The 22,890-nt window shown below is 70.1% G+C and carries 9 protein-coding genes; 3 read left to right on the forward strand and 6 right to left on the reverse strand.

Annotation, left to right across the window (positions count from 1 at the left end):
* The first annotated feature begins 106 nt into the window (after positions 1–106).
* From BMZ38_RS13510 to BMZ38_RS13520, 3 genes are read left to right on the forward strand one after another with little or no spacing between them, the layout of a single operon-like run.
* Positions 107–1,297: a glycosyltransferase gene (locus BMZ38_RS13510; RefSeq protein ID WP_091338661.1), complete on the forward strand. Its 1,191-nt coding sequence runs from the start codon at positions 107–109 to the stop codon at positions 1,295–1,297.
* Positions 1,294–3,402: an NAD-dependent epimerase/dehydratase family protein gene (locus BMZ38_RS13515; protein ID WP_175483742.1), complete on the forward strand. Its 2,109-nt coding sequence runs from the start codon at positions 1,294–1,296 to the stop codon at positions 3,400–3,402. Before BMZ38_RS13510 ends, BMZ38_RS13515 begins: the two co-directional genes overlap by 4 nt.
* A gap of 6 nt (positions 3,403–3,408) precedes the next feature.
* Positions 3,409–4,596 carry a glycosyltransferase gene (locus BMZ38_RS13520; RefSeq protein ID WP_091338666.1) on the forward strand — a complete coding sequence of 396 codons (1,188 nt, stop codon included), beginning with the start codon at positions 3,409–3,411 and terminating at the stop codon, positions 4,594–4,596.
* A 156-nt stretch (positions 4,597–4,752) separates the two neighbouring features.
* Here the strand turns inward: BMZ38_RS13520 and BMZ38_RS13525 are convergent, their stop codons facing one another.
* The 6 genes from BMZ38_RS13525 to BMZ38_RS13550 all read right to left on the reverse strand — a co-directional run bounded on the left by BMZ38_RS13525 (position 4,753) and on the right by BMZ38_RS13550 (position 22,888).
* Positions 4,753–11,208 carry a non-ribosomal peptide synthetase gene (locus BMZ38_RS13525; protein ID WP_091338669.1) on the reverse strand — a complete coding sequence of 2,152 codons (6,456 nt, stop codon included), beginning with the start codon at positions 11,206–11,208 and terminating at the stop codon, positions 4,753–4,755.
* Entirely contained in the window at positions 11,205–18,482 is a 7,278-nt protein-coding gene (locus BMZ38_RS13530; protein ID WP_245747242.1) for a hybrid non-ribosomal peptide synthetase/type I polyketide synthase, read from the reverse strand. Before BMZ38_RS13530 ends, BMZ38_RS13525 begins: the two co-directional genes overlap by 4 nt.
* A gap of 162 nt (positions 18,483–18,644) precedes the next feature.
* Complete coding sequence (locus tag BMZ38_RS13535) at positions 18,645–19,475, reverse strand: hypothetical protein (protein WP_139202431.1); 831 nt, start codon at positions 19,473–19,475, stop codon at positions 18,645–18,647.
* 125 nt (positions 19,476–19,600) lie between these two features.
* Positions 19,601–20,518: a JmjC domain-containing protein gene (locus BMZ38_RS13540; protein ID WP_091338675.1), complete on the reverse strand. Its 918-nt coding sequence runs from the start codon at positions 20,516–20,518 to the stop codon at positions 19,601–19,603.
* A 143-nt stretch (positions 20,519–20,661) separates the two neighbouring features.
* Positions 20,662–22,056 carry a TIGR03013 family XrtA/PEP-CTERM system glycosyltransferase gene (locus BMZ38_RS13545; protein WP_091338679.1) on the reverse strand — a complete coding sequence of 465 codons (1,395 nt, stop codon included), beginning with the start codon at positions 22,054–22,056 and terminating at the stop codon, positions 20,662–20,664.
* Positions 22,057–22,240: 184 nt separating this feature from the next.
* Positions 22,241–22,888: a 4'-phosphopantetheinyl transferase family protein gene (locus tag BMZ38_RS13550; protein WP_245747258.1), complete on the reverse strand. Its 648-nt coding sequence runs from the start codon at positions 22,886–22,888 to the stop codon at positions 22,241–22,243.
* Between the last annotated feature and the right edge of the window lie 2 nt (positions 22,889–22,890).

Consider the following 22,890-nt stretch of genomic DNA (forward strand, 5'->3'; position numbering starts at 1 on the left):
CCGCGATGCGAACCAGGGCTGCGGAAGACAGGACCGTACGGCGTGCCGACGCCACCAGGCCGGATGGCCCGTGCCTCCCCCAGTCCACCCGCGCCGCCGCACTCCCATGCTAGCGGGCTGCGGCATCGTCTATTTCGGCAATGACTGGTATGCGGAAAACCGTACCAGCAGCCACCACGTAGCCACCCGCCTGGCCGCGGTCACGCCACTGCTTTACGTCGATTCGCCGGGTATGCGCGCGCCGCAGGCGAGCGGACGCGATATCCGGCGTGCGATGCGCAAGCTCGCCGCGGCACTGCGCCGGCCTACCCAGGTCGAGAAGAACCTCTGGCACTGCACCGTGCCGCAGCTACCGTTCCGCCGCGTTCCGGGCGTGGATGCCTTCAATCGCGCCTTCGGCCGCTGGGCCGTGCGCCGGGCCATGCGCGCACTGGGCACCACCCGGCATATCTCCTGGTTCGTCGTACCGCACCCGGGTTTTCTCGCACGCCGGCTCGGCGAAGAGCTCTGTGTCTATTACTGCATCGACGACTATGCCGCCCACCCGGGCGTGGACGCGGCCATCATCGGCTTGCGCGACGACGCGCTCACCCGTTGCGCGGACCTGGTTTTCGTCGCGCCGCCTGCCCTGGTCGCCGCGAAACGGGCCCTCAATGCACAAACGCGCTTTTCGCCGCACGGGGTGGACGTGGCGCTGTTCGGGCGCGCCATGGATCCGGCCACACCATTACCCGAAGCCGCTAGCGGCCTGCCGGGGCCAGTGGTCGGTTACTTCGGCTCGATCCACGAATGGATCGACCTCGAAATGCTGGAATGGCTCGCACGGATGCGCCCGCAATGGATGTTCCTGCTGGTTGGACACGCGGCCACCGACGTGTCGTCCTTGCGCGCATTGCCCAACGTGAAACTGGTCGGCGCACAGCCTTACCGGGATCTGCCGGCCTGGGCCAAGGCGTTCGACGTGGCGATCATCCCCTACCGCCACAACCGCCAGGTGGAACACGCCAATCCGCTGAAGCTCAGGGAGTACCTGGCTACCGGCAAACCCGTCGTCAGCGTCGGCAACGCGGAAATCGACAAGTTCGCCAGGTGGGTGCATATCGCCGAGGGCCGCGAAATGTTCCTCGCCGCGCTCGAAAAGGCGTTGCACGAAGACCCGGCCGGCGCCGCCGCGGAGCGGATGGCGGCGGTGGCGGACCAGACATGGGACAACCGCGTCCGCGAAGTACTGGACCAGGTAAGTGCGGCGCTCGCGTCGCGCCAGTCGGCATGGGAGGGCTGCGAGGAACCGCGATGAATCCGATCCAGGGAAAACTGCGCGTAGGCATCGTCGGCGCCGGCTACGTGGCGCGCTATCACCTGGCTGCGCTCAGCCGGCTGGAGTTCGTCGACATCGTCGGCATCTGCGACCCGAACCTCGAGGCCGCCCGGGCGCTGGCCGCCGTCTACAACATCGACTTCGTCGGCCCGGGGCTGGACGAGCTGGTGGCGGCATGCGAGCCACACGCGGTACACGTGCTCACCCCGCCGTCCAGCCACTGCCAGCTGACCCTGCAAGCGCTCGACCTGGGCTGCCATGTGTTCGTCGAGAAGCCCATGGCCGAGTCGGTCGCCGAATGCGACGCGATGATCGAACGCGCGCAGGCCAGGGGCCGGGTGCTTTCGGTGGACCATTCGGACCTGTTCGATCCGGTGGTGATGGAAGCGCGCCGGCTGGTGCAATCGGGCGCATGCGGCGAGCCGCTCGCGGTCGACATCGTGCGCAGCTCCGACTATCCGGCCTACGCGGGCGGCCCGATGCCGGCCATGGTGCGGCAGGGCTCCTACCCTTTCCGCGACCTCGGCGTGCACGGCCTGTACGTACTGGAGTCGCTGCTCGGCCCGATCGGCCACCTGGACGTCCAATACCGGTCCACCGGCCGCCAGCCCAACCTCAAGTTCGACGAATGGCACGCCACCGCCACCTGTGCCCATGGCACCGGCCGTTTGCTGCTGTCGTGGAACGCCCGGCCGATGCAGAACCGCCTGGTCGTGCATGGCACCGGCGGCACCATCGAGGCCGACCGCTTCCTGCAGATCTGCCGCTTGGCGCGGCTGCTGCCGGGTCCGAAGTTCATCGGCATCGTGCTCAATGCATTCACCCACGGCCTGCGCGAGGTCTTCCGCGTGCCGTGGAACGTGCTGCGATTCGCCACGGGCCACCTGCGCGCCTCGCCAGGCATCCAGCAGGGCGCCGAGGCATTCGCCCGTGCCCTGCACGAGGGGCGGCCGCCACCGGTGAGCGCGGAGGAAGGCCGCCGCCCGATCGCCCTGATGGAAGCGGCCTGCGTCCGCGCCGATGCCGAACGCGCCCGCGAACTCGACGCCCGCCTGGCTCCACTGGCCCCGGCCGATGCGCTGGTCACCGGCGCCAGCGGCTTCCTCGGCCGGCGCGTGGTCGCTGCCCTGCGCGCGCGCGGCGAACGGGTGCGCGTACTGGTGCGCTCGCCCCATGCGGTGCTCGACACGACGCCGGATCTGCAGGTGGTGATCGGCGACCTGGGCGACCCGCGCATCGTCGAGCACGCGGTGGCCGGCGTGCGCACCGTCTACCACGTCGGCGCCGCGATGCGCGGCGACGCGCGCGACTTCGAGGCGGGCACGCTCTGGGGCACGCGCAACGTGATCGATGCCTGCGTCCGCCACATGGTCCGCAGAGTGGTCTACGTCAGCTCGCTCAGCGTGCTCGATCACGCCGGACGCGACCCGGCGGTGGCGGTGACCGAGGCATCGGCCTACGAGCCACGCCCCGGCGACCGCGGCGCCTACACGCAGACCAAGCTGGCTGCCGAGACAATGGTGATCGAGGCGATCCGCGAGCGCGCTTTGCCGGCGGTGATCCTGCGTCCTGGCCAGATCGTCGGCCCCGGCGCCGAGCGGGTGACCCCCAACGGCACGCTCGCCATCGCCGGTCGCTGGATCGCGGTGGGGCCGCGCTCGCAGACGCTGCCGCTGGTGTACGTCGACGACGTGGTCGACGGCTTGCTGCTGGCGGCCGGCAGCCCGGACGCGACCGGCCGCATCTTCAACCTGGTCGATCCGCACACGGTGGCCCAGGGCGATTACCTGGACATGGCCAAGACCAGGCTGGGCAGCGAACTGCGGCTAGTCCGGATTCCCGCCAGCATCTTTATGGCGTTGGCCGCGGGCGTCGAGCTGCTGGGCCGGATGCTGGGGCGCGACGTGCCACTGACCCGCTACCGGGCCCGCTCGCTGCGCCCGCTCGCCAACTTCGACACCACGGCGGCGCACGCGACGCTGGGCTGGATGCCACGCATCGGATTGCGCCGCGGCCTGGAGGCAACATTCTCCGTCGCCGCCACCGACACGGCGCGCGGCGCACCCGACCACCTGGACGCCTGAACTGCCATGCGCGTACTGGTCGTTACCTCGCAATTCCCGATCCGCGACGAACCCACGCGCGGCCGGCCGATCGTGCAGACCGTGCAGCCGCTGGCGCGACTGGCGACCGTGCGCGTGGTCAGTCCGATTGCGGTCTATCCGCGCTGGGCGCAACCGGGCAGCTACGTGGCGCATGCACCGGGCGCGCCGGACGGGCTGGATGGCGACGTCGAGTATCCGTGCTACCCCACCCTGCCCGGCGTGGCCCGTCCGCTCAACGGCTGGCTGTGCGCCCGCGCGATCGGCGATGCGCTGGCGCGCTTCCGGCCGGACGTCGTGCTGTCCTACTGGCTCTACCCGGATGCCTACGGCGCGATGCTGGCGGCACGGCGCGCAGGAGTGCCGCTGGTCGCCGGCGCGCGCGGTTCGGACATCCGCGTGCGTGATGCCATCAGCCGGCGCCTGACCGGCTACGTGGTGCGTGCCGCAGGCCGCCTGCTGGTAGTCAGCCAGGACCTCGGCCGGCTGGCGGTGCAGCGCTACGGGGCCGATCCCGCGCGGGTTCGCGTCATTTCCAACGGCTGCGATGCGGCGACCTTCCACCTGGCCGATCGCGCCGCCGCACGCCGCGCGCTGGGCGTCGCAGAGGACGCTAGGCTGGTGCTTTACGTGGGTCGACTGGTGCCCGAGAAGGGATTGCGCGAGCTGTTCGCCGCGGTCGGGCAGCTCGCCGCACGGCGTCCGGGGCTGCAGCTCGCGCTGGTCGGTGCTGGCCCCATGCGGGACGAGCTCGACGCCCTCGCCGCAGGCAGGGGCAACGTCCGGATGGCCGGCCCGCTGGCACCGGAAGCCGTCGCCCAATGGATGGCGGCCGCCGACGTCGTGACCCTGCCGAGCTATTCGGAGGGCCATCCGAACGTGCTGGTCGAGGCGCTTGCCTGCGGGCGTCCGGTCGTAGCCTCCGACGTAGGCGGCATTCCCGAGGTGGTCGATGCCGCCAGCGGCGTGCTGATCCGCCCGCGCGACGTCGCGGACCTCGCGCATGGCCTGGAGCTGGCACTCGCGCGACGCTGGGACGAGGCCGCCCTGTGCACGCGGTTCTCGCGCGACTGGACCTGCGTGGCGGAAGAGACCCTGGCGCAGTGCGCCGAGGTGCTTGCCGAAGCACGCCGCAAAGCCGGCGCCGGAAAAGCGAGGCTGACCGAGCCCGCTTGAAAACGCCGCCGTGCCGCCTTGCCGCCTTGCCGGCGATCATCGCCGCTGCCGTCGCCCGATGTTCAACGCACTGCAGCCGAACGGCCCGGCAAGCGGCACGGCCGCGCGCCGTACTTGCCCCGCCGGGGCGACCGGCACCCGCGGCGGCCTTGGCCATCATTGATCCCGGTGCCGCCCCCGCAACCGCAGCAGGCGGCGCAATCGCGCACCGAACGCCGGCGATTCCTGTTTGGCCGCCGCGTCCTGGCCTTCGGGAAGCGCGGCGGCCAGCGAAGCCAGCGTGCCTGTGGCGATGTCCAGCAGATTGATGCGCACCCCGGTTTCGCGGCGCACGCGTGCGGCCAGCTCCATCGCCAGCAGCGAGTGCCCGCCGACGTCGAAGAAGTTGTCGCTGGGCAACACCTGCCCCACGCCGATGAGTTCGCACCACAGCGCCGCGAGATAGCGCTGGTGCGGATCGGCATCGGCTAGCCAGGCCGCCTCGTCCTCCGACGGCGCCACGCCGGTGTGGAGCTCCGGCGCAGGCAACGCCTTGCGGTCGATCTTGCCGTTGGGCGTGCGTGGCAGCGCAGGCAGCAGCATCACGTGCTGCGGTTGCATGTAGCCGGGCAGTTGTGCGGCGAGGCGGGCGCGCAGGCGCGGCAGCAGGCTGTCCTGCGCCTCGCTGGATACCACGTACAGCACCAGCCGCCGGTCCTGCGCGTCGACCTCGTGGACGGTCGCGACGCATTCGCCGATGGCGGGCTCTTCGCGCACGATCGATTCGATTTCGCCCAGCTCGATGCGAAAGCCGCGCAGCTTGACCTGGAAATCGAGCCGCCCCAGGTGTTCGAGCGTGCCGTCGGCACGCCAGCGGCCGCGGTCGCCGGTGCGGTACATCCGCGCGCCCGGCGTGCCGGCGAACGGGTCGGCGACGAAACGCTCGGCGCTCAGTTCCGGTCGATGCCGATAGCCCAGCGCGACGCCCGCGCCGCCGATCCAGATCTCGCCCGGCACGCCCAACGAGCACAGCTGGCGCTGCTCGTCGAGGATCCACACCGTGGTGTTGGCGATCGGCGTGCCGATGGCAATGCCATCGCGCGGATGCTCCACGCGCCAGCAGGTGGACCACACCGTGGTCTCGGTGGGGCCGTACAGGTTCCACACCTCGGTGCAACGGGCCAGTAGTTGCGCGGCCAGATCCGGTGCCAGCGCCTCGCCGCCGCACAGCGCGCGGAAACCCGGGCTGCCGCACCAGCCGGCCTGCAGCAACACCTGCCAGGTGGCCGGCGTGGCCTGCATCACGGTGGCCCGGCTGGTTGCGAGCAGGCCCTTCAGCGCGTCGCCGTCCATCATGTCCTCGCGCCGTGCGAGCACCACCTCGCCGCCCACGCTCAGTGGCCCGAACAGCTCCAGCACGGCAATATCGAAGGACAACGTGGTCACCGCCAGCAAGCGGTCGTCCGCGCGCAGTCCGGGCCGCTCGGCCATGCTGGCGAGAAAGTTCACGGCCGCCCGATGCGGGATCTCCACGCCCTTGGGCTTGCCGGTGGAACCGGAGGTGTAGATCACGTAGGCGATCGCATCGGGATCAAGCGCCGCCTCCGCCGGCAGCGGTGTAGACGGCCACCCGTCGAGCGCCGCGGCCTCATCCAGCAACAGCGCGGCGTGCTCGCCGTCCGGGAGGCGCGAAAGCAGCCGTTGCTCGCTGACCAGCACGGCCAGCCCGGCATCCTGGAGCATGAAGGCCAGGCGCTCGGCGGGGAACGCGGGGTCGAGCGGCACGTAGCCCGCGCCGGTCTTGAGCGCGCCGAGCAGCGCGGCCACCATGTCGGCGCCACGGTCCAGGGCGATGCCGACCAGCGCCCCCGGCTGGGCGCCGCGCTCGCGCAACGCATGCGCGATGCGGTTGGCGCGCGCATCGAGTGCTGCGTAAGTGAGCGTGGTGCCGCCCTCGCGCAAAGCGATGCGCTCCGGCGTGCGCCGTGCCTGCGCCTCGAACAGGCCGTGCACGCTGTGGCCAACGGCGTCCCGCGCGGTGGCATTCCAGCGATGCAGCTGCGCCAGCTCGTCCGCCGGCAACAGCGCCAGCCGCGACACCGGCTGCGCCGGATCGGCCAGCGCCGAGGCCAGTACCGCCTCGTAGTTCTTGCGCAGGCGCCTGGCCGTCGCCGCGTCGAACAGGTCGGTGCTGTAGGTGAGGCCGCCGAGCAGGCCGTGCTCCTGCTCGATGAACCACAGGCCCAGGTCGTCCGCGGCACCGGGCTGGAACACCGGCAGGTGCTCGTGCTTCAGGTCGGCCCAGCACAGGTTGCGCTGGCGCACGTCCTGGAACGAGAAGCTGGCCTGGTAGATCGGCGAGCGACTGTCGTCGCGCGGTACCCGCAGCGCACGGACCAGATGTTCGAACGGCACGTCCGGGCAGGCGAAGGCATCGAGCACCACGGCGCGCACCTGCTGCAGGACGTCCTCGAACGACACCTGCGGGTCGACCTGGAGCCTGAGCGGCAGCGCGTTGACGAAGAAGCCCATGACCGCCTCGAGCTCGGCGCTGTCGCGTCCACGCACCGGCACGCCCACGACCAGGTCGCGTTGGCCGCCGCTGCGGTGCAGGAACACGTAGTAGGCCGCCAGCAGCACCATGAACGCGGTGGTGCCGGTGCGCAGGCCCAGCGCATGCACCGCCTGCATGCCCGCTGCCGGCAGGCGGATCCATTCGGTGGCGCCGGCACCGGACGGGCGCGGCGGGCGCGCACGTGCCGCCGGCAGTTCCAGTGGCTCCAGCGTGCCGGCCAGCCGTTCGCGCCAATGCGCCAGCTGGCGTTCCAGTTCCTCGCCCTGCATCCAGTCACGCTGCCAGGCGGCAAAATCACCGTATTCGATCGCCGGCGGCGGCAGCGGCATCGGCTGGCCCGCGCAGAACGCGGCGTAGGCGGAGGACAGCTCGGTGTACAGCAGGTCGAACGACCAGCCGTCCCAGATGATGTGGTGGGCCATGAAGAAGAACACATGGTCCTGTTCGTCGAGCCTGAACAGCCGCACGCGGAACAGCGGCGGCGTCGTGAGGTCGAAGGGCTCGGCGATCAGCGCGGTCAGACGCTCCAGCAGCGCCTCTTCGCGTTCGGCCAGCGACGTCCCCGGCAGCATCTCTGCCGGCAGCAGCTGCACCGTCAAGCTGTCGTGGATGCGCTGGAAGGCGCCATCGTCGTCCTGTCCGATCGAGGTACGCAGGATGGCCTGGCGGTCGATCACTTCCTGCAGCGCGCGTTCGAACGCGGCCGCGTTCATCGGTCCGCGCAGGCGGTGCGCCGAGGGCGTGTTGTAGGCAACCCGCCCCGGATGCAGCTGCTCCAGGTACCACAGGCGCTGCTGCATCAGCGACAGCGGCGCGCGGTGGCGATCGGCCAGCCGCGCGATGTGCCGCGCATCCGCTCGGGCCGAGGCCTCGCTGGCCGCGCGGATTGCCGCAGCCAGGCGCGCCGGGGTCTGCGCCTCGAACACCGTGCGCATGGGCAGGGCCAGCTCGAACTCGCGGTTGAGCCTGGCCATGAGCTGCGCGGCGAGCAGCGAGTGCCCACCGTGCTCGAAGAAATTGTCCTCCGGGCCCAGCCGTCCACCGAGCGACGCGGCCATGGCGGCCAGGATCCGCTCCTCCAGCTCGTCGCGCGCAGTCGCCTGGACCTCCGCGGCAGATGGGGCCTGCGCAGGCACCGGCAGACGTGCGCGGTCGGTCTTGCCGTTGGGCAGCCGAGGTATCGCGTCCAGCACGACGAAGTGTTGCGGGATCATGTAGTCGGGCAAAGCCATGCGCAGGTGCGCACGCAGCGTCGGCTCGTCGATGGCGGTCCCCGGGGCCGCCACGACATGCGCCATGAGACGCACGTCGCCGGGATGGATTTCACGCGTGCTCACGACCGCATCGGCGACCTCCGGCCGGCCGAGCAGGTGCGCTTCGATCTCGCCCAGCTCGATGCGGAAGCCGCGCAGCTTGACCTGGAAATCGAGCCGCCCCAGGTGCTCGAGCGTGCCGTCGGCACGCCAGCGCCCGCGGTCGCCGGTGCGGTACATCCGCGCGCCCGGCGTGCCGGCGAACGGGTCGGCGACGAAACGCTCGGCGCTCAGTTCCGGTCGATGCCGATAGCCCAGCGCGACGCCCGCGCCGCCGATCCAGATCTCGCCCGGCACGCCCAACGAGCACAGCTGGCGCTGCTCGTCGAGGATCCACACCGTGGTGTTGGCGATCGGCGTGCCGATGGCAATGCCATCGCGCGGATCCTCCACGCGCCAGCAGGTGGACCACACCGTGGTCTCGGTGGGGCCGTACAGGTTCCACACTTCGGTGCAACGGGCCAGCAGTTGCGCGGCCAGGTCCGGCGCCAGCGCCTCGCCGCCGCACAGCGCGCGAAAACCCGCAGCCGGCGACCAGCCGCTTTCCAGCAGCATGCGCCAGGTGGCGGGCGTGGCCTGCATGAGCGTGGCGTGGCTGCCCGCGAGCAGTCCCTTGAGCGCCTGGCCGTCCAGCGCCTCCTCGCGCCGCGCAAGGACCACCTCGCCGCCCACGCCGAGCGGGCCCAACAGCTCCAGCACCGCGATGTCGAATGACAGCGTGGTGACCGCCAGCAGCCGGTCGTCCGCGAGCAGTCCGGGCCGCTCGGCCATGCTGGCGAGAAAGTTCACCGCCGCCCGATGCGGGATCTCCACGCCCTTGGGCTGGCCCGTGGAACCGGAGGTGTAGATCACGTAGGCGACCGCATCCGGGCTGGCCTCTTCCTCGTCCGGACGGCTCGCCGGTTGCGCCGCCAGCAACTCGCTGGCCTGGTCCAGCGCCAGCACGGGACGTCCGCGCAGGTCGAAGCGCCCGGCGTGGGCGGCCTGGGTGACCAGCACGGCGAGACTGGCGTCGCTGACCATGAAGTTGAGCCGCTCGGCGGGAAATCCCGGGTCGAGCGGCACGTAGCCGGCACCGGCCTTCAGCGTGCCGAGCACCGCGGCCAGCATGTCGATGCCGCGGTCGAGCGCGATGCCCACCAACGCACCGGCCCGCGCACCGTGCGCGCGCAGCAGGTGCGCGATGCGGTTGGCGCGCGCGTCGAATTCGGCGTAGGTCAACGCGGCGTCGCCGCAGCGCACCGCGACGCGGCCGGGCGTGCGCGCGGCCTGTGCCTCGAACGGCGCGTGCATGCGCTGCAGCGCGACCGGCGTGGGTGCCGGCTGCAGCGCGAGCAGCGCGCGACGTCCCGCCTCGTCGACCAGCGGCAGTTCGCCAAGCAGGGCGTCCGGACGCGCCGTGGCGGCGCGCAGCAGGGTTTCGTACGCGCCCAGCCAGCGGGCCACGGTGGCCCGGTCGAACAGGTCGCGGTTGTACTGGCACTCCAGCCGCAGCTGGCCGTGTTCCTGCACGGCGTTGATGAACAGCTCGAAGTTCTCGAAGCTGCGCGGCGTGCTGGCGAAACTCATCGCCAGCCCGGGGAAGGCGGTGGCCTGCTGGTCGAGCGCCTGGTCGATGTTGAACATCACGCTGACCAGCGGCAGCCGGCCCGGATCGCGTGGCACGCCGAGCTTCTTGAGCAGCGTGCCGAAGGTGTAGCGCTGGTGGTCGAGCGCATCGAGCAGCGTGGCCTGCGTGTCGTCGAGCAGGCGCGCCAGCGGCGCGGCCGGATCGGGCGAGCAGCGCAGCGGCAGCAGGTTGACGCAGTGACCGACCAGATGGTCGTGGCCGTCCAGCGACTGTGCGGCGGCCGGCATCCCCACGACCACCTCGTGCTGTCCCGCCAGCCGCGCCAGTACTGCGGCAAAGCCGCCGAGCAGGGTAGCGAACAGGCTGGCGCCGCGTTGCGCGCCCAGGCGCTTGAGCGCGCCGACCAGCGCGGCGTCGAGGACGTGATCGATGCGCGCCGAGGCAAAGCTGCGTCGCGGCGGGCGAGCGCGGTCGGTCGGCAGTTCCAGCGGTGGCGGCGCGTCGGCGAAGCGCGCCAGCCAGTAGGCCTCATCGGCGGCCAGCGTTTTGCCGTCGGGCTGTCGCGCCAGCGTCAGCGCATAGTCGGCGAACGATTCGGCCGGAGCCAGCGGCTCCGTCGCCTGGCCCGTGCGGGCGCCATACAGCGCGGCCAGTTCGCGCACCATCACCCACCACGACCAGCCGTCGCACACGATGTGGTGTGTGGTGAGCAGCAGCAGGTGATCGTCGGGACCCAGGCGCAGCAGTTCGGCACGCAGCAGCGGGCCTTGCTCGAGCACGAACGGCGTTTCCACCACGGCGCGCAGGCGCCCGGCCAGCGCAGCGTCGCGCGCGGCATCGTCCAGGCCGCCAAGGTCAGCCAGCGGCAGCGGCAGTTCGGGCTGCTCCAGCACGCAGAGCGTTTCGCCGTCGGGGCCAAAAGTGGACCGCAAGGCGTCATGCCTCCCGAGCATGTCGCGCAGGGCACCATGCAACGCGTGCGTGTCGAGCCGCCCGCGCAGGCGCAGGCTGACCGATTCGTTGAAGGCCAGCGACGCGTCGTCGCCCAGCTGCGCGGCAAGCCAGATCTCGCGCTGCGCTTCGGTGCTGGGCACCACGCGGGTCAACGCGACCGTGGCGAACGGATCGTAGTCGACCGCCGTGAGCGCGGCCGGTGCGGGCGAGTCGGGATTCATACGCCCACCTTCAGGTATTTGCCGGGTTGCTCGGGGTTGGGCACGAACCAGCACGGGTTGCCCTGCGGGTCGCGGCCGAGCCGGGCATCGGGAACCGGCGGGCGGGCGGCGTCCATCACCGTGCGCGAGGTCGCCGCGCGGCGCGGCAGGAAATCGCACTCCTGCAGCTCAACCACCGATTCCTTGTAGGCCTGCGCGATCGCCACGAAGTCTGCTTCGCTGTGCGCACTGGTGAAGAAGCAGGGGAAGTTGTCCAGGATGTGGATGCCGCGGCTGCGCATCATCGCGAACAGGAGGTCCTGCAGCGGGTGCTCCTCCAGGAACTGGGTTTTCCACACCGAGGCGAACTGCTTGATCGCGATGGGGGCGCCACGCTCTTCGCAGAACGCATTGAGTTCGGCGGCCAGCGCTGCGGTGCGCTGGTTCAACCGTTCCTGCGACGCCGGCCCTTCGCGCTTGATGTGTTCCAGCACCGCCCTGGCCGCGGCCAGCGCCAGCGGATGGCGCACGAAGGTGCCGGCGAAATAGGTCACGCCCACGGTCGGCTGCGAGTCGTCGCCGAACTGCCAGGCGCCGCCATCCAGCGCGTCCATGTAGGGGCGCTTGCCCGCGATCACGCCGATCGGATAACCGCCGCCGACCACCTTGCCGTAGGTGGCCAGGTCCGCCTGGATGCCGAACAAGCCCTGCACCCCGGCTGGATGGGCACGGAAGCCGGTGACGATCTCGTCGAAGATGCACAGCGTGCCGGAGGCCGCGGTGATCGCGCGGACCTCCCTGAGGAACTCGACCGGCTGGAAGTCCGGGCGGCGGCTCTGCACCGGCTCGATCAGCACGGCGGCCAGCTCGTGGGCGCGCTCGCGAATGATCTCAAGCGACTCGGGCGTACCGTAGTCGAGCACCAGCACGTGTTCGGCGGTGTTGCGCAGGATCCCCGGCGCCGCTGGCACCGCCTTGAGCTTGCGCGTGCCGCGCACGATCACCTCGTCGACGATGCCGTGGTAGGAGCCGGAGAACAGCACCACCGTCTCGCGTCCGGTCACCGTGCGCGCGATGCGCAGGGCACCGAGCACGGCCTCCGAGCCGGTGTTGCACAGCGCCGCGCGGTCGTGCCCGGTGACTTCGCAGACCAGCTTCGCCACTTCGCCGGACAGCGGGTGTTGCGGGCCGATCTCGTAGCCCAGGTCCAGTTGCTCGCGCACTGCATCGAGCACGAAGTCCGGCTGCCACCCGAACAGACTCATGCCGAAGCCGTTGAGCGCATCGACGTATTGGTTGCCGTCCAGGTCCCACAGGTGCGCACCCTTGGAGCGGGCGATCACGATCTGGTACACGATCTCCTTGAGCATCGGCCGGAAGCCGTTGACCACGCGCGGGTCGGCCATGTGCGGGCGGTGCGCCTGGGTGTACTCCTTCGACTTGCGCGTGCGCGCCACGTAGCGCTCGACGAAGCGGTCGAGCCGCGCCTGCTGGTGGGCCGACAGTTCATACGCGCCGTGGTCGATGCGGGCGATCGCGCCGAATGCCTTCCTGACGTCGTAGCGGGTGTGCGCAAGCGCGGCCTCCTCGTCGGTGACGATGGCCGCCGGCGAGGCGCCGGTCGGCGTGGAAGCCGCCACTGCAGCCAGCGTGGGAGCGCCGGCCGGCGGCGCCGCCACCGCGGCGGCAGCCGTGCCCTGCCCGGCCAGCAAGGCCAGTTGCTGCGCCATCAGCTGCATCTGCTGCTCGATCACCTGCCGCATGTAGTCGCCATGCGCGGACGCGGACGCCGGCTGCAGCGCCGGACCGGACGCCGGCGGCTGCACCGGATGCGGTGCAGCCGCTGCTACCGTTGCCGCGACGGCAGCCGGCGCCGGCGTATCGGCCGGCAGCTGGGCCTCGACCAGCTCGGCCAGCCGGTCGAGCGTCGAGTAGTCGGCCATCAGCTGGCGGAACGTCACCTTGACCGGGAAGACCTTGGACAGGTGCAGCGCCATTTGGGTCAGCATCAGGCTGTCCAGGCCCAGTTCCATGAAATGCGTGCTGCCGTCGGCATCGCTGAGATCCATGCCCGCCACGTCCTCGAAGGCGCTCTTCAGTTGCGCAACGAGGGCGGGCCGGCGGTCGGCACTGGGGGCTGCAGGGGTCGGCATGGAGAGCTCCTCGGGCTGCGGCGGTGCGATGGCGTGAACGGTGGAAACCTCGGGCGTCGCAGGCGCCTCCGCGGCGCGGGCGTCGATCCAGTAGCGCTGGCGCTCGAACGGATAGGTCGGCAGCAATACGCGGCGACGCGCGGTGCGGCGGTCGAACTGCGCCGGATCGATCGCGATGCCGCGGCACCACAGCTGGCCGGCAGCGAGTCGCAAGGAGGCCAGCTCCGTCGCCGGCGTATCCGACAGCGACGCCAGCGTGGCGATGTGGCCGCGCTGGGCGCCCGGATGCTGGCGCGCCAGCGTGCCCAGCGTGGCACGCGGCCCGACTTCGAGCAGTACGCGCGAGGGCGCATCGAGCACGCGGCCCAGTGCGGTGGAGAACCGCACGGCGCGGCGCAGATGCTCGGTCCAGTAGGTGGCGGACGTGGCCTCTTCCGCGCCCAGCCAGTCGCCGGTGGCGGTCGATACGAGCGGCAGCCGCGGCGCCTGCCGCGCGACGCTCTCCACCTCGGTGCGGAACGGCGCGAGCACCGGATCCATCATGGTCGAGTGGAATGCGTGCGAGGTACGCAGGGGCCGGCAGGCGGTACCTTCGGTCTCGAGCCTGGCCTGGAACCGCGCGATGGCGGCATGCGGGCCGGCGACCACGCAGGCACCCGGCGCGTTTTCCGCCGCCAGCGAGAGATCCGCTGGCAGGCGTGCCTCCAACACGGACGCCGGCAGCCGCACCGACAGCATGCCGCCGGCTGGCAACGCCTGCATCAACGCGCCGCGTCGCGCGACCAGGCGCAGCGCGTCGTCGAGTTCGAACACGCCGGCCAGCGTGGCGGCGACGAACTCGCCCACGCTGTGGCCGATCATGGCCGCCGGCACGACACCGGCGTCCATCCACAGGCGCGCCAGGGCGTATTCCAGGGCGAATGTCGCCGGCTGCGTCACCGCGGTCTGGCGCAGGGCCTCGGCGTCGTCGGCGAAGGTTTTCTCGCGCAGGTCGAAACCGAGCTCCCCACGCAGCGCCTCCGCGCACGCATCGAACGCACAACGGAACGCCGGCTCGCGCGCATACAGCTCGCGCCCCATGCCGGCATACTGCGCGCCCTGGCCGGGGAAGAGGAATACCACGTCGCCGGGCCGCGCCGGGTGGCTGCGCGCCACGGCTGCCGTGGTCTCCAGGCTGGCGAGCTTCGCCACCGCCTCGGGCACGCCACGCGCGACCACGGCAACGCGATGGGCGAAGGCCTTGCGCCCCGCTGCCAGCGTCCAGGCGACGTCGGCCAGGTTGAGGTCCGGCTCGGCATCCAGCCGGGCGGCCAGGCGCGTCGCCGCCGCACCGAGAGCGGCCGAGCTACGTGCCGACAGCACCAGCAGGTGCGGACCCTCGGACGCTTCGGAAGGCTCACGCGCGGGCGGCTCCTCCATCACCACGTGGGCATTGGTGCCGCCGACACCGAACGAACTGACCCCCGCGCGCAGCGGCCCGCCTTCGCTGGTCCATTCGCACGTCCTGTCGTTGATCACGAACGGCGAGTGGGCGAGGTCGATCGACCGGTTGGGTGCGCGGTAATGCAGGGTCGCCGGTAGCCGCCGTTCGGCCAGCGCCAGCGCGGTCTTGATCACGCCCGCGGCGCCGGCGGCCATCACCAGGTGGCCGACGTTGCTCTTGACCGAGCCGACGCGGCAGAAGCCTACGTCAGCGGTGCCGTGGCGGAAGGCGCGGGTCAGGCCTTCCAGCTCGATCGGATCGCCGATCGGCGTCGCGGTGCCGTGCGCTTCCACGTAGGAGATGCTGCGCGCCTCGACGCCCGCATCGGCGTGCGCCATTGCGATCACCGCCGCCTGCCCCGCGCTGCTCGGCGCCATGAAGCTGGCCTTGGTGCCTCCGTCGTTGTTGACCGCGCCGCCGCGGATCAGCGCGATGACCGGATCGCCGTCGGCCAACGCCTCGGACAGCCGCTTGAGCAGCACCACGGCCACGCCGTCGCTGAACACCGTGCCGGTCGCGTCGTCGCTGAAGCTGCGCGTGTGCCCGTCGGCCGAGAGCATGGTTCCTTCCTGGGCCAGGTAGCCGCTGCGCGGTGGGCAGGTGACCGACGCGCCGCCGGCCAGCGCCATGCCGCAGCGGCCGGCGCGCAGTGCATCGAGCGCCTGGCAGATCGCTACCAGCGAGGTGGAGCATGCGGTGTTGAGGCTGACCGCCGGACCGGTCAGGTTGAGCCGGTGCGCCACGCGCGTGGCGAGATAGTCCTTCTCGTTGGCGAGCATGACCTGGAAGGCACCGAGCTTGTCGATCAGCTCCGGACGGGGCGCGAGGTGATGCTGGAAATAGGTGGCGTTGTACATGCCGCCGAACACACCCACCGGGACCGCGTGCGCGTCGGGCACGTGCCCCGCACGCTCCATGCACTCCCAGCACAATTCCAGGAAGATCCGCTGCTGCGGGTCCATCAGTTCGGCTTCGCGCGGCGGGATGCCGAAGAACGCCGCGTCGAATTCCTCGACGCCGTCGATCACGCCGCGCGCCGCCACGTACGACGGATCGTCGCGTTGCGCCGACGGGATCGAGCGGTCCAGCTCCTCCAGCGCGAAGAAGCGGATCGAGTCCCTGCCCTCGCAGAGGTTGCACCAGAACGACTCCACGTCGCCGGCACCGGGAAAGCGGCCAGCCATCGCGATGATGGCCACCGGCTCGTGCGCGTCGGCCGGGTCGCACCGGCGGGCGAGCCGCTCGGCGGCGACCGCCGGGCCGGCGTCGCCTTCGATGCTGGCCGCCACCGCGGCGGGCGTCGGGCCACCGAAGAAGCCAGCGATGGTCGGCAGCGGCGAAAGTTCCGCATGGATGCGCGCGACCAGCTGCATGGCGAGCAGCGAATGGCCGCCTAGTTCGAAGAAGTTGTCCTCGCGCCCGACCTGATCCAGACCCAGCAGGGTGGCGAACAGGTCGCACACCGCCCGCTCGGTCGCGCCCATCGGCGCGCTGTAGGGATAGGCCAGTTCCGGCCGCCGGCGGTCCGGCATCGGCAACGCGCGGCGGTCGAGCTTGCCGTTGGCGGTGACCGGCATGGCTTCCAGCCGCAGATAGCCCACCGGCACCATGAACTCGGGCAGATGGCGCGCCAGCTCGGCACGCAACTGCGGCGCGGCGGGCGCCGGATCGTCGGCGACGTAGTAGGCGACCAGGCGCTTCTGGCCGGGCCGGTCCTCGCGCGCAAGCACGGCGCACGCGCGCACACCGGGAATCTTCTGCAGCGCGGCTTCGATCTCGCCGGTCTCGATGCGGTAGCCGCGCACCTTCACCTGGCCATCCGCCCGTCCGACGAATTCGACCACGCCCTCGGGCAGCCAGCGCACCAGATCGCCGGTGCGGTAGAGCCGCTCCTCCGCGCCGCCGGCCGGATCGGCGACGAAGCGCTCGGCGGCCAGTTCGGGCCGGCCAAGATAGCCGCGCGCAAGGCCCAGGCCACCGATGTACAGCTCCCCGATCACACCGACCGGCACCGGTTCGCCGCGCGCGTTGAGCACGTGCAGCGTGGTGTCGGCGATCGGCCGTCCGATCGGGATCGAGCGCAGCTCCGCCGGCAGCTCGCGCGGGATCGGGTAGGTCGCCGAGAACGTCGTGCATTCGGTCGGTCCGTAGCCATTGATGATGGCAAGCTCCGGCAGCGCCGCCTGCGCCTTGCGCACGTGCGCGACCGACAAGGCCTCGCCGCCGATGAACAGTTGCGCCAGGCCGCGGAGGTTGCGCGCATCGTCGTCGACCACGGCATTGAAGAGCGCCGCGGTAAGCCACGCGATGCGTACCCCGTGGCGGCCGATCGTGGCGGCCAGGCCCTTGCCGCTGGGAATGCGCTCGTCGTGGATCACGCAGGTGCCGCCGTTGAGCAGCGGCCCCCAGATTTCCAGCGTGGCTGCGTCGAAGCCGAGCGGTGCGGCGTGCAGCACGCGCGGTTGTCGCGCGAGGTCGACGTAGCTCACGCCACGCACCAGCCGGATGATGGCCCGGTGCGGGATCTCCACGCCCTTGGGCGTCCCGGTCGAGCCGGAGGTGTACATCACGTAGGCCAGCGATCGGCCGTCCGTGGCCGGGAGCTGCCACCCACTCCCCGTGATGGCCTCCAGTTGCCCGATCGATGCCACCCTTGCGTCCGTGCCCGGCAAGACGAGCGACGGATCGTTTGCGATCACCAGTGCCGCCTGGGCATCGTTGATGGCAAAGGCCAGGCGCTCGGCCGGATGCGAGGGGTCGAGCGGCAGGTAGGCGGCGCCGGCCTTCAGGATACCCAGCAGGGCGACGATCGCGTCGGCCGAACGGTCCAGCAGCAGCGCGACGACGCCGGCAGTGACGCCGGCCGTTTGCAGGCCATGCGCCACGCGCTCGGCACGCGCGTCCAGCTCGGCATAGGACAGCCGTCCATCCATCCATTCGATCGCCACGTGCTGCGGATGTTCTCCGGCGACCTCGCCGAACAATCCGTGTACCGTGTCCCTTCCGTTGCGGACGACCGACGTCGCGTTCCACGCATGCGCGAGGCGATGCCGCTCGGCCGGATCGATCGCCTGGACCTCGCCCAGATCCGCCGCGCCGGCCAGGCCGCGCAGCACGTTGACCAGGCCGCGGGCCAGCGTGGCGGCCACCCCTTCATCGACCAGCGGAACGAGGAAGCGCACGCGCAACGCAGCCGGGTCGCCAGGGTCGAGCGACCACAGGATCGGCACATCTGCCGAGGCTTCCTGCGCTCGATCGTTGGTCCAGCGGCCGATCACGCTGGGAAGGATCGGGGCGATGTCTGCGTCGTCCGGCCGCTTCGGCTCCAGCCCCGCCGAAGCGAGCCAGGCATCGAGCGGCGCGGCGCTCGGAAGCTCGTAGATCGCCATGCCGCGGGCTAACCCTGGCGCGCTGATGGCCACTCGCGCACGCCCGCTCAGGCGCGCCTGGAGTACGGCCAGCGCGGCGCGCTTCAACTGCGCGGGCGTGACGGCCAGTCGTGCGGCGCGCTGCCCGAGCGCGGCGATGATCCCGGCTTCCAGCGGAAGGGACAGTTGCCCTTTGGTGGCATCGCTGCCTGCGTGGGGCCGCCGTACGAAAAGGTCCAGCAACGAGCCATCCAGCTGGGTCGCGCAACCACCTTCGAGTGAGCTGGTCATATCCGTGGTGTCTCGGTCAGGAATGCTTCAACGCCAACGACGCCTTGCGCCCGCCAGGCGGCGGGTCCGATCACGCGGGTACCTCTGAAAACCTGCGGCCTTGCCCCCTTTTCCCCTGGCGGATCCGGCGCAGCGCCCGCCGTTTCCGTCAGCGTCCTGCGATTAGCTCCTGGCCTGGAACGCGAACAGCCACAGGATTGCCCCCTGCGCCGGCGTACCGCTCCAGGTCACCCGATAGGTACCTGCCCGATCGACTTGCCGGACCGCCACGGCGCACTGCACGCCGCTGCTCGGCGGCAGGTCCAGGAAGCGCTCGATCACCCTGAAGCCGTTGTCGGGCACGGCGGTCATCCGGTAGACGAAGGCATCGCCCCACCACACCGCCACGAGCGTCGCCGGCCCGGTCGTGGTCACCACGCCGCTGCTCAGGCCCGACCCGGACCAGCCCTGCCCGAGCTTCCTGCCGAGCCGCGCCACGAAACCGGGGACGGCATAGTTGGTGGCAACGTCCTTCAATACGCCGGCGTTTTTGATCTCAATGAAAGGAGCGGTTATTTCACCCGCCGCCTCGCCGTTTTTTGCCAGCGTCACCCGGTGGTTTTCGCCACCCTTGGCCGACAGCGCGACATAAGCGGACGTATTAAACCTTCCGCTATAGCCGTGATAGGTAATGCTGGCGCCCTGCTGCGCCCAGGTATTGCCGTAACTGTCCGAGGGCGGGGCGGCATTGCTCGCATAACCGCCAACCAGGACCAGCAGCGAACTGCCGGTGCTCTGCGTATGGATCGGTCCCGCGACAGCGGGGTCGGTACCCTCGCCGTCGGGCTGCACGAGCAGCGTGTGCGAGCCGATCGAGGAAGCCTGCGCCTGCTCCGGACCGTCGTGCGAGCGCGCCGGTCCGGCATCCCCCATCGCCAGGACCAGCAAAAGTGCCGTCATGGCTGGCGGTATTTTCCGGACGCCAGCCGCCGGCAAAAAATGGCTTGTTCGCATAGGACCATCCCTTCGTCCGTGCCAAAATGCGAATCCGTGCATACGAAGCCGTTTCCAGCAATGTATAGAAAATGCACGGTCATAACCAGAATCACGCCTACCTCTGCGAGTATGAAGACCGGCCTTCAATCGGATACCGCATAAGCATGGCGGCGGCGCAGCGAGGGGCATGCGGGAGGTCGGCTGCCGGGCCCACCTACCGCCACCATCGCCTTGCCGAACGCATACGCCATGCGGTCGAAGACCCGGCTCCTGCCGACCGCCGGCGGGGTGATGCCGGCGCGGTAGAGCAGGTCGCGCACCACGTGCAGCATGGCGCTGCGGCGCGTGGCATGCGTGCCGTAGCTGAAGCTGATGGTGATCGAGGCTTCGTCGCTGGTTTCCACCATATGCGCGCTCGCCTGCGGGATGTAGACGCCCGTGCCGGGCTGCAGCTGGAAAAGGTGCGCACGCTGGCGGAACTCCTCGCGCCACTGCACCAGCTTGAGGTCGTGGCTGGTGTGGAAGCAGTCGCGGGCGCGGTCGCTCACCACGTAGGCGTCGTCCGAATCCCACACGTAGATCGCCTTGCTGCCGCTGATCTGCAGCAGCACGACGTGGTCCCGGTCGATATGGAATGGTGTGGTCGTGTTCGGCGACGCGGCGAAGATCCATCCGGCCCGGTAGAACATGCCAGGATCGCGGGCCTCGATGCCGGGCTTGATGGAATCGAGCACCATGTCCACCAGTTCGCGGTAGGTCGGATCCGCCTGGATATGGCGCAGCAGCACCCACGCCTTGGCATCGCTGATCGAGCGGATCGCATCGACGAAGGAGCGGCTGCAAGGGAACAGCGTGTTGGCGTGGTCGAAATCCGCGTCGGCGCCGGCGTCGTTGTTGAACGCGAACCACCGGCGCGTTCCGCGGAAACGCTTGCCCAGCTCGACCAGTTGCCCGGTCTGCAGCAACGGATGCCCGGACAAGCCGTGCCGCAACGCCTGCGGACGCGACGGATGGAACACGGTCCAGTCGATATCCACCAACGGGCTGGCGACGGAGTTCATGGCACGCACCTCTCGGGAATGGGCCGCCTTGCGGCTTGCTGCCCCCTGTGGCTTGACTCGCGCACTCAACGAACGTCTTGCATGCCGATGGCGTCCGGCGACGGATTTCGATACACCGCGGAACATCGCCAGGGTACCTCGCCTTACCGTGCGCCTTTCCCGAACAGCACGACCTCGACCGTCTGGATAAGGATCAGCATGTCGAACAGCAGGTTGTGGTTCTTCACGTAATAGAGGTCGTACTTGAGCTTTTCCGCTGCGTCCTCCTCGGATGCGCCGTACGGATAACGCAGTTGCGCCCAACCGGCCAGGCCGGGCTTGAGGCAGTGGCGCAGGTGGTAGTAGCCGATCTTCTTGCCGAGGTCGGCGACGAATTGCGGACGCTCCGGCCGCGGGCCGATGAAGCTCATCTCGCCCTTGAACACGTTCCAGATCTGCGGAAGCTCGTCCAGCCGCACCTTGCGGATCAGGCGGCCGACGCGGGTGACCCGGTCGTCGTCCGCCGAGGCCCAGCGCGCCACGCCGTCCATCTCGGCGTCGGTGCGCATGCTGCGGAACTTCACCAGCCAGAAGGTGCGGCCACGCGCCCCGACCCGCTCCTGCAGGTAGAAGATCGGCTGCCGGGGACCTGACTCCATGCGGATGGCGAGCATCACCAGCACCATCAGCGGCCAGGTGAGCAGCAACACGCACAGCGATACGAGCAGGTCGAAGCTGCGCTTGCTGAAGCGACGCACCGGCGTGGCGTTGAAACCGCCCGAATAGACCAGCCACGAGGGATGGGTCAGCGTCAGTTGCACGCGGCCGGCCTCGCGCTCGAAGAACGTGGTCAGGTCGGTGACCAGGATGCCGAGCTGGCGGCACTCGAGCAGTTCCTCGATCAACAGGCTGCCGCGGCGGTCCTCCACGGCCACCACGATCTCGTCCACCTCGTGCTGCTCGGCCCATTCGCGCAGCGGCCGGTCAGGCGCCACCAGCAACCCGGCAGGTACGGCCACCGGCTCGCCCTGGGTGGGCAGGAAACCGACGAGCGAAAAGCCGCGCCGGTCGGAGCGGCGGCGCAGGCGATTGTGGATCTGCGACGCACGCTCCCCGGCGCCCAGCACGAGGATGCGGCGCTTGAACACCTCGACCTCGACCAGCCGCAGGAACGCCGCACGGAACGTGGTGACCGCCACGAAGCCGAACACCAGCGCGATGCCCAGCACGCCGCGCCCGACGTAGGCCTGCGGAATCACGTAGTAGGTCACGACGAGCGCGAAGCCGCCCAGCGCGAAGCCGATCGCCTGGCGCGCCAGCAGCCCGAACCAGCCTGCACGCATGTAGGTCTGGTATTGGCCCAGCGCTCCCAGCCCAAGCATGATCAGGGCGGCGAACACCACGGCCTGGGCCGGCAGGTAGCGGACGTACTGGATCTCGTCCGGGGTACTGAAACGCAGGTAGGTTGCCGCATACATCGAGGCGCCCAGCAGCAGCGACTCGGCAACGCCAAGCAACAATAGCCAGCGCCAGGTCTGTCTATGCAGAAAGCGAAGCATGTCCCCATCCCCCGTCCGGCAGATTCGGTACAGCGGGGTGGGGAAGGCTACGCTGCGTAAAGGTTGCTGTCCATAGCATGGATGAAATATTTGCGCAATACCTCAAATTGGCTAATCGTTCACGCTTTGGCGACCTGCGCAGGAGTTCGGACGCCTATTTGGCGTGAAATCTCCAGCCCGGGACCTACCCGGCCAGAGGAGCGAGCAGGCGGTACTGATCCATATCCAGCGACGTCGCCAGGGCACCCAGCCGACCCGCCGGAAGCGCAAGGTCGAGGACACGGCACGGCGGTCCCTCCGTATGCGACGCCAGCCGCACCGGTTCACCAGCCATCGCGCCGAACGCCGCGGGCGCCTGCGCAAGGCCGGTGCCGAATGCCTTGAGCAACGCCTCCTTGCGCGTCCAAAGCTGCAGAAGCGCTCGCTCGCGCGGTCCGGGCGACAGCCGGCCCAACACCTCCGCCTCGCCCGGAGTGCATATCGCGGGCAGCAGTTCATCGAGCGCAATCCGCGGTGGCCATCGTTCCAGATCGACCCCCAGCATGCGCACCACGCCCACCGCCACGAGCGCGACCGGACCACTGTGACTCAGGCTGGTGGCCAGCGACGTGCCCGGAAGGTTTGGCTGGCCGGAGGGCAGGAAATCCAGCGGCACCTCGCGCGGAGCACGTGCCAGGGAAACCGCCAGCACCGCCCGCCAAAGCGCATGCGCAAGCACGTAGGCCGAACGGTCGCGATCGAAGCGGAAACGCGCCGCACGCGCGCGCTCGTGGTCGCGGAGCCACCCGCACGCTTCGCTTTGGAAGGCGCTCCACTCGGAGGTATCGAACATCA

This window comes from Frateuria terrea (assembly GCF_900115705.1).
GTDB classification, from domain to species: Bacteria; Pseudomonadota; Gammaproteobacteria; order Xanthomonadales; family Rhodanobacteraceae; genus Frateuria_A; species Frateuria_A terrea.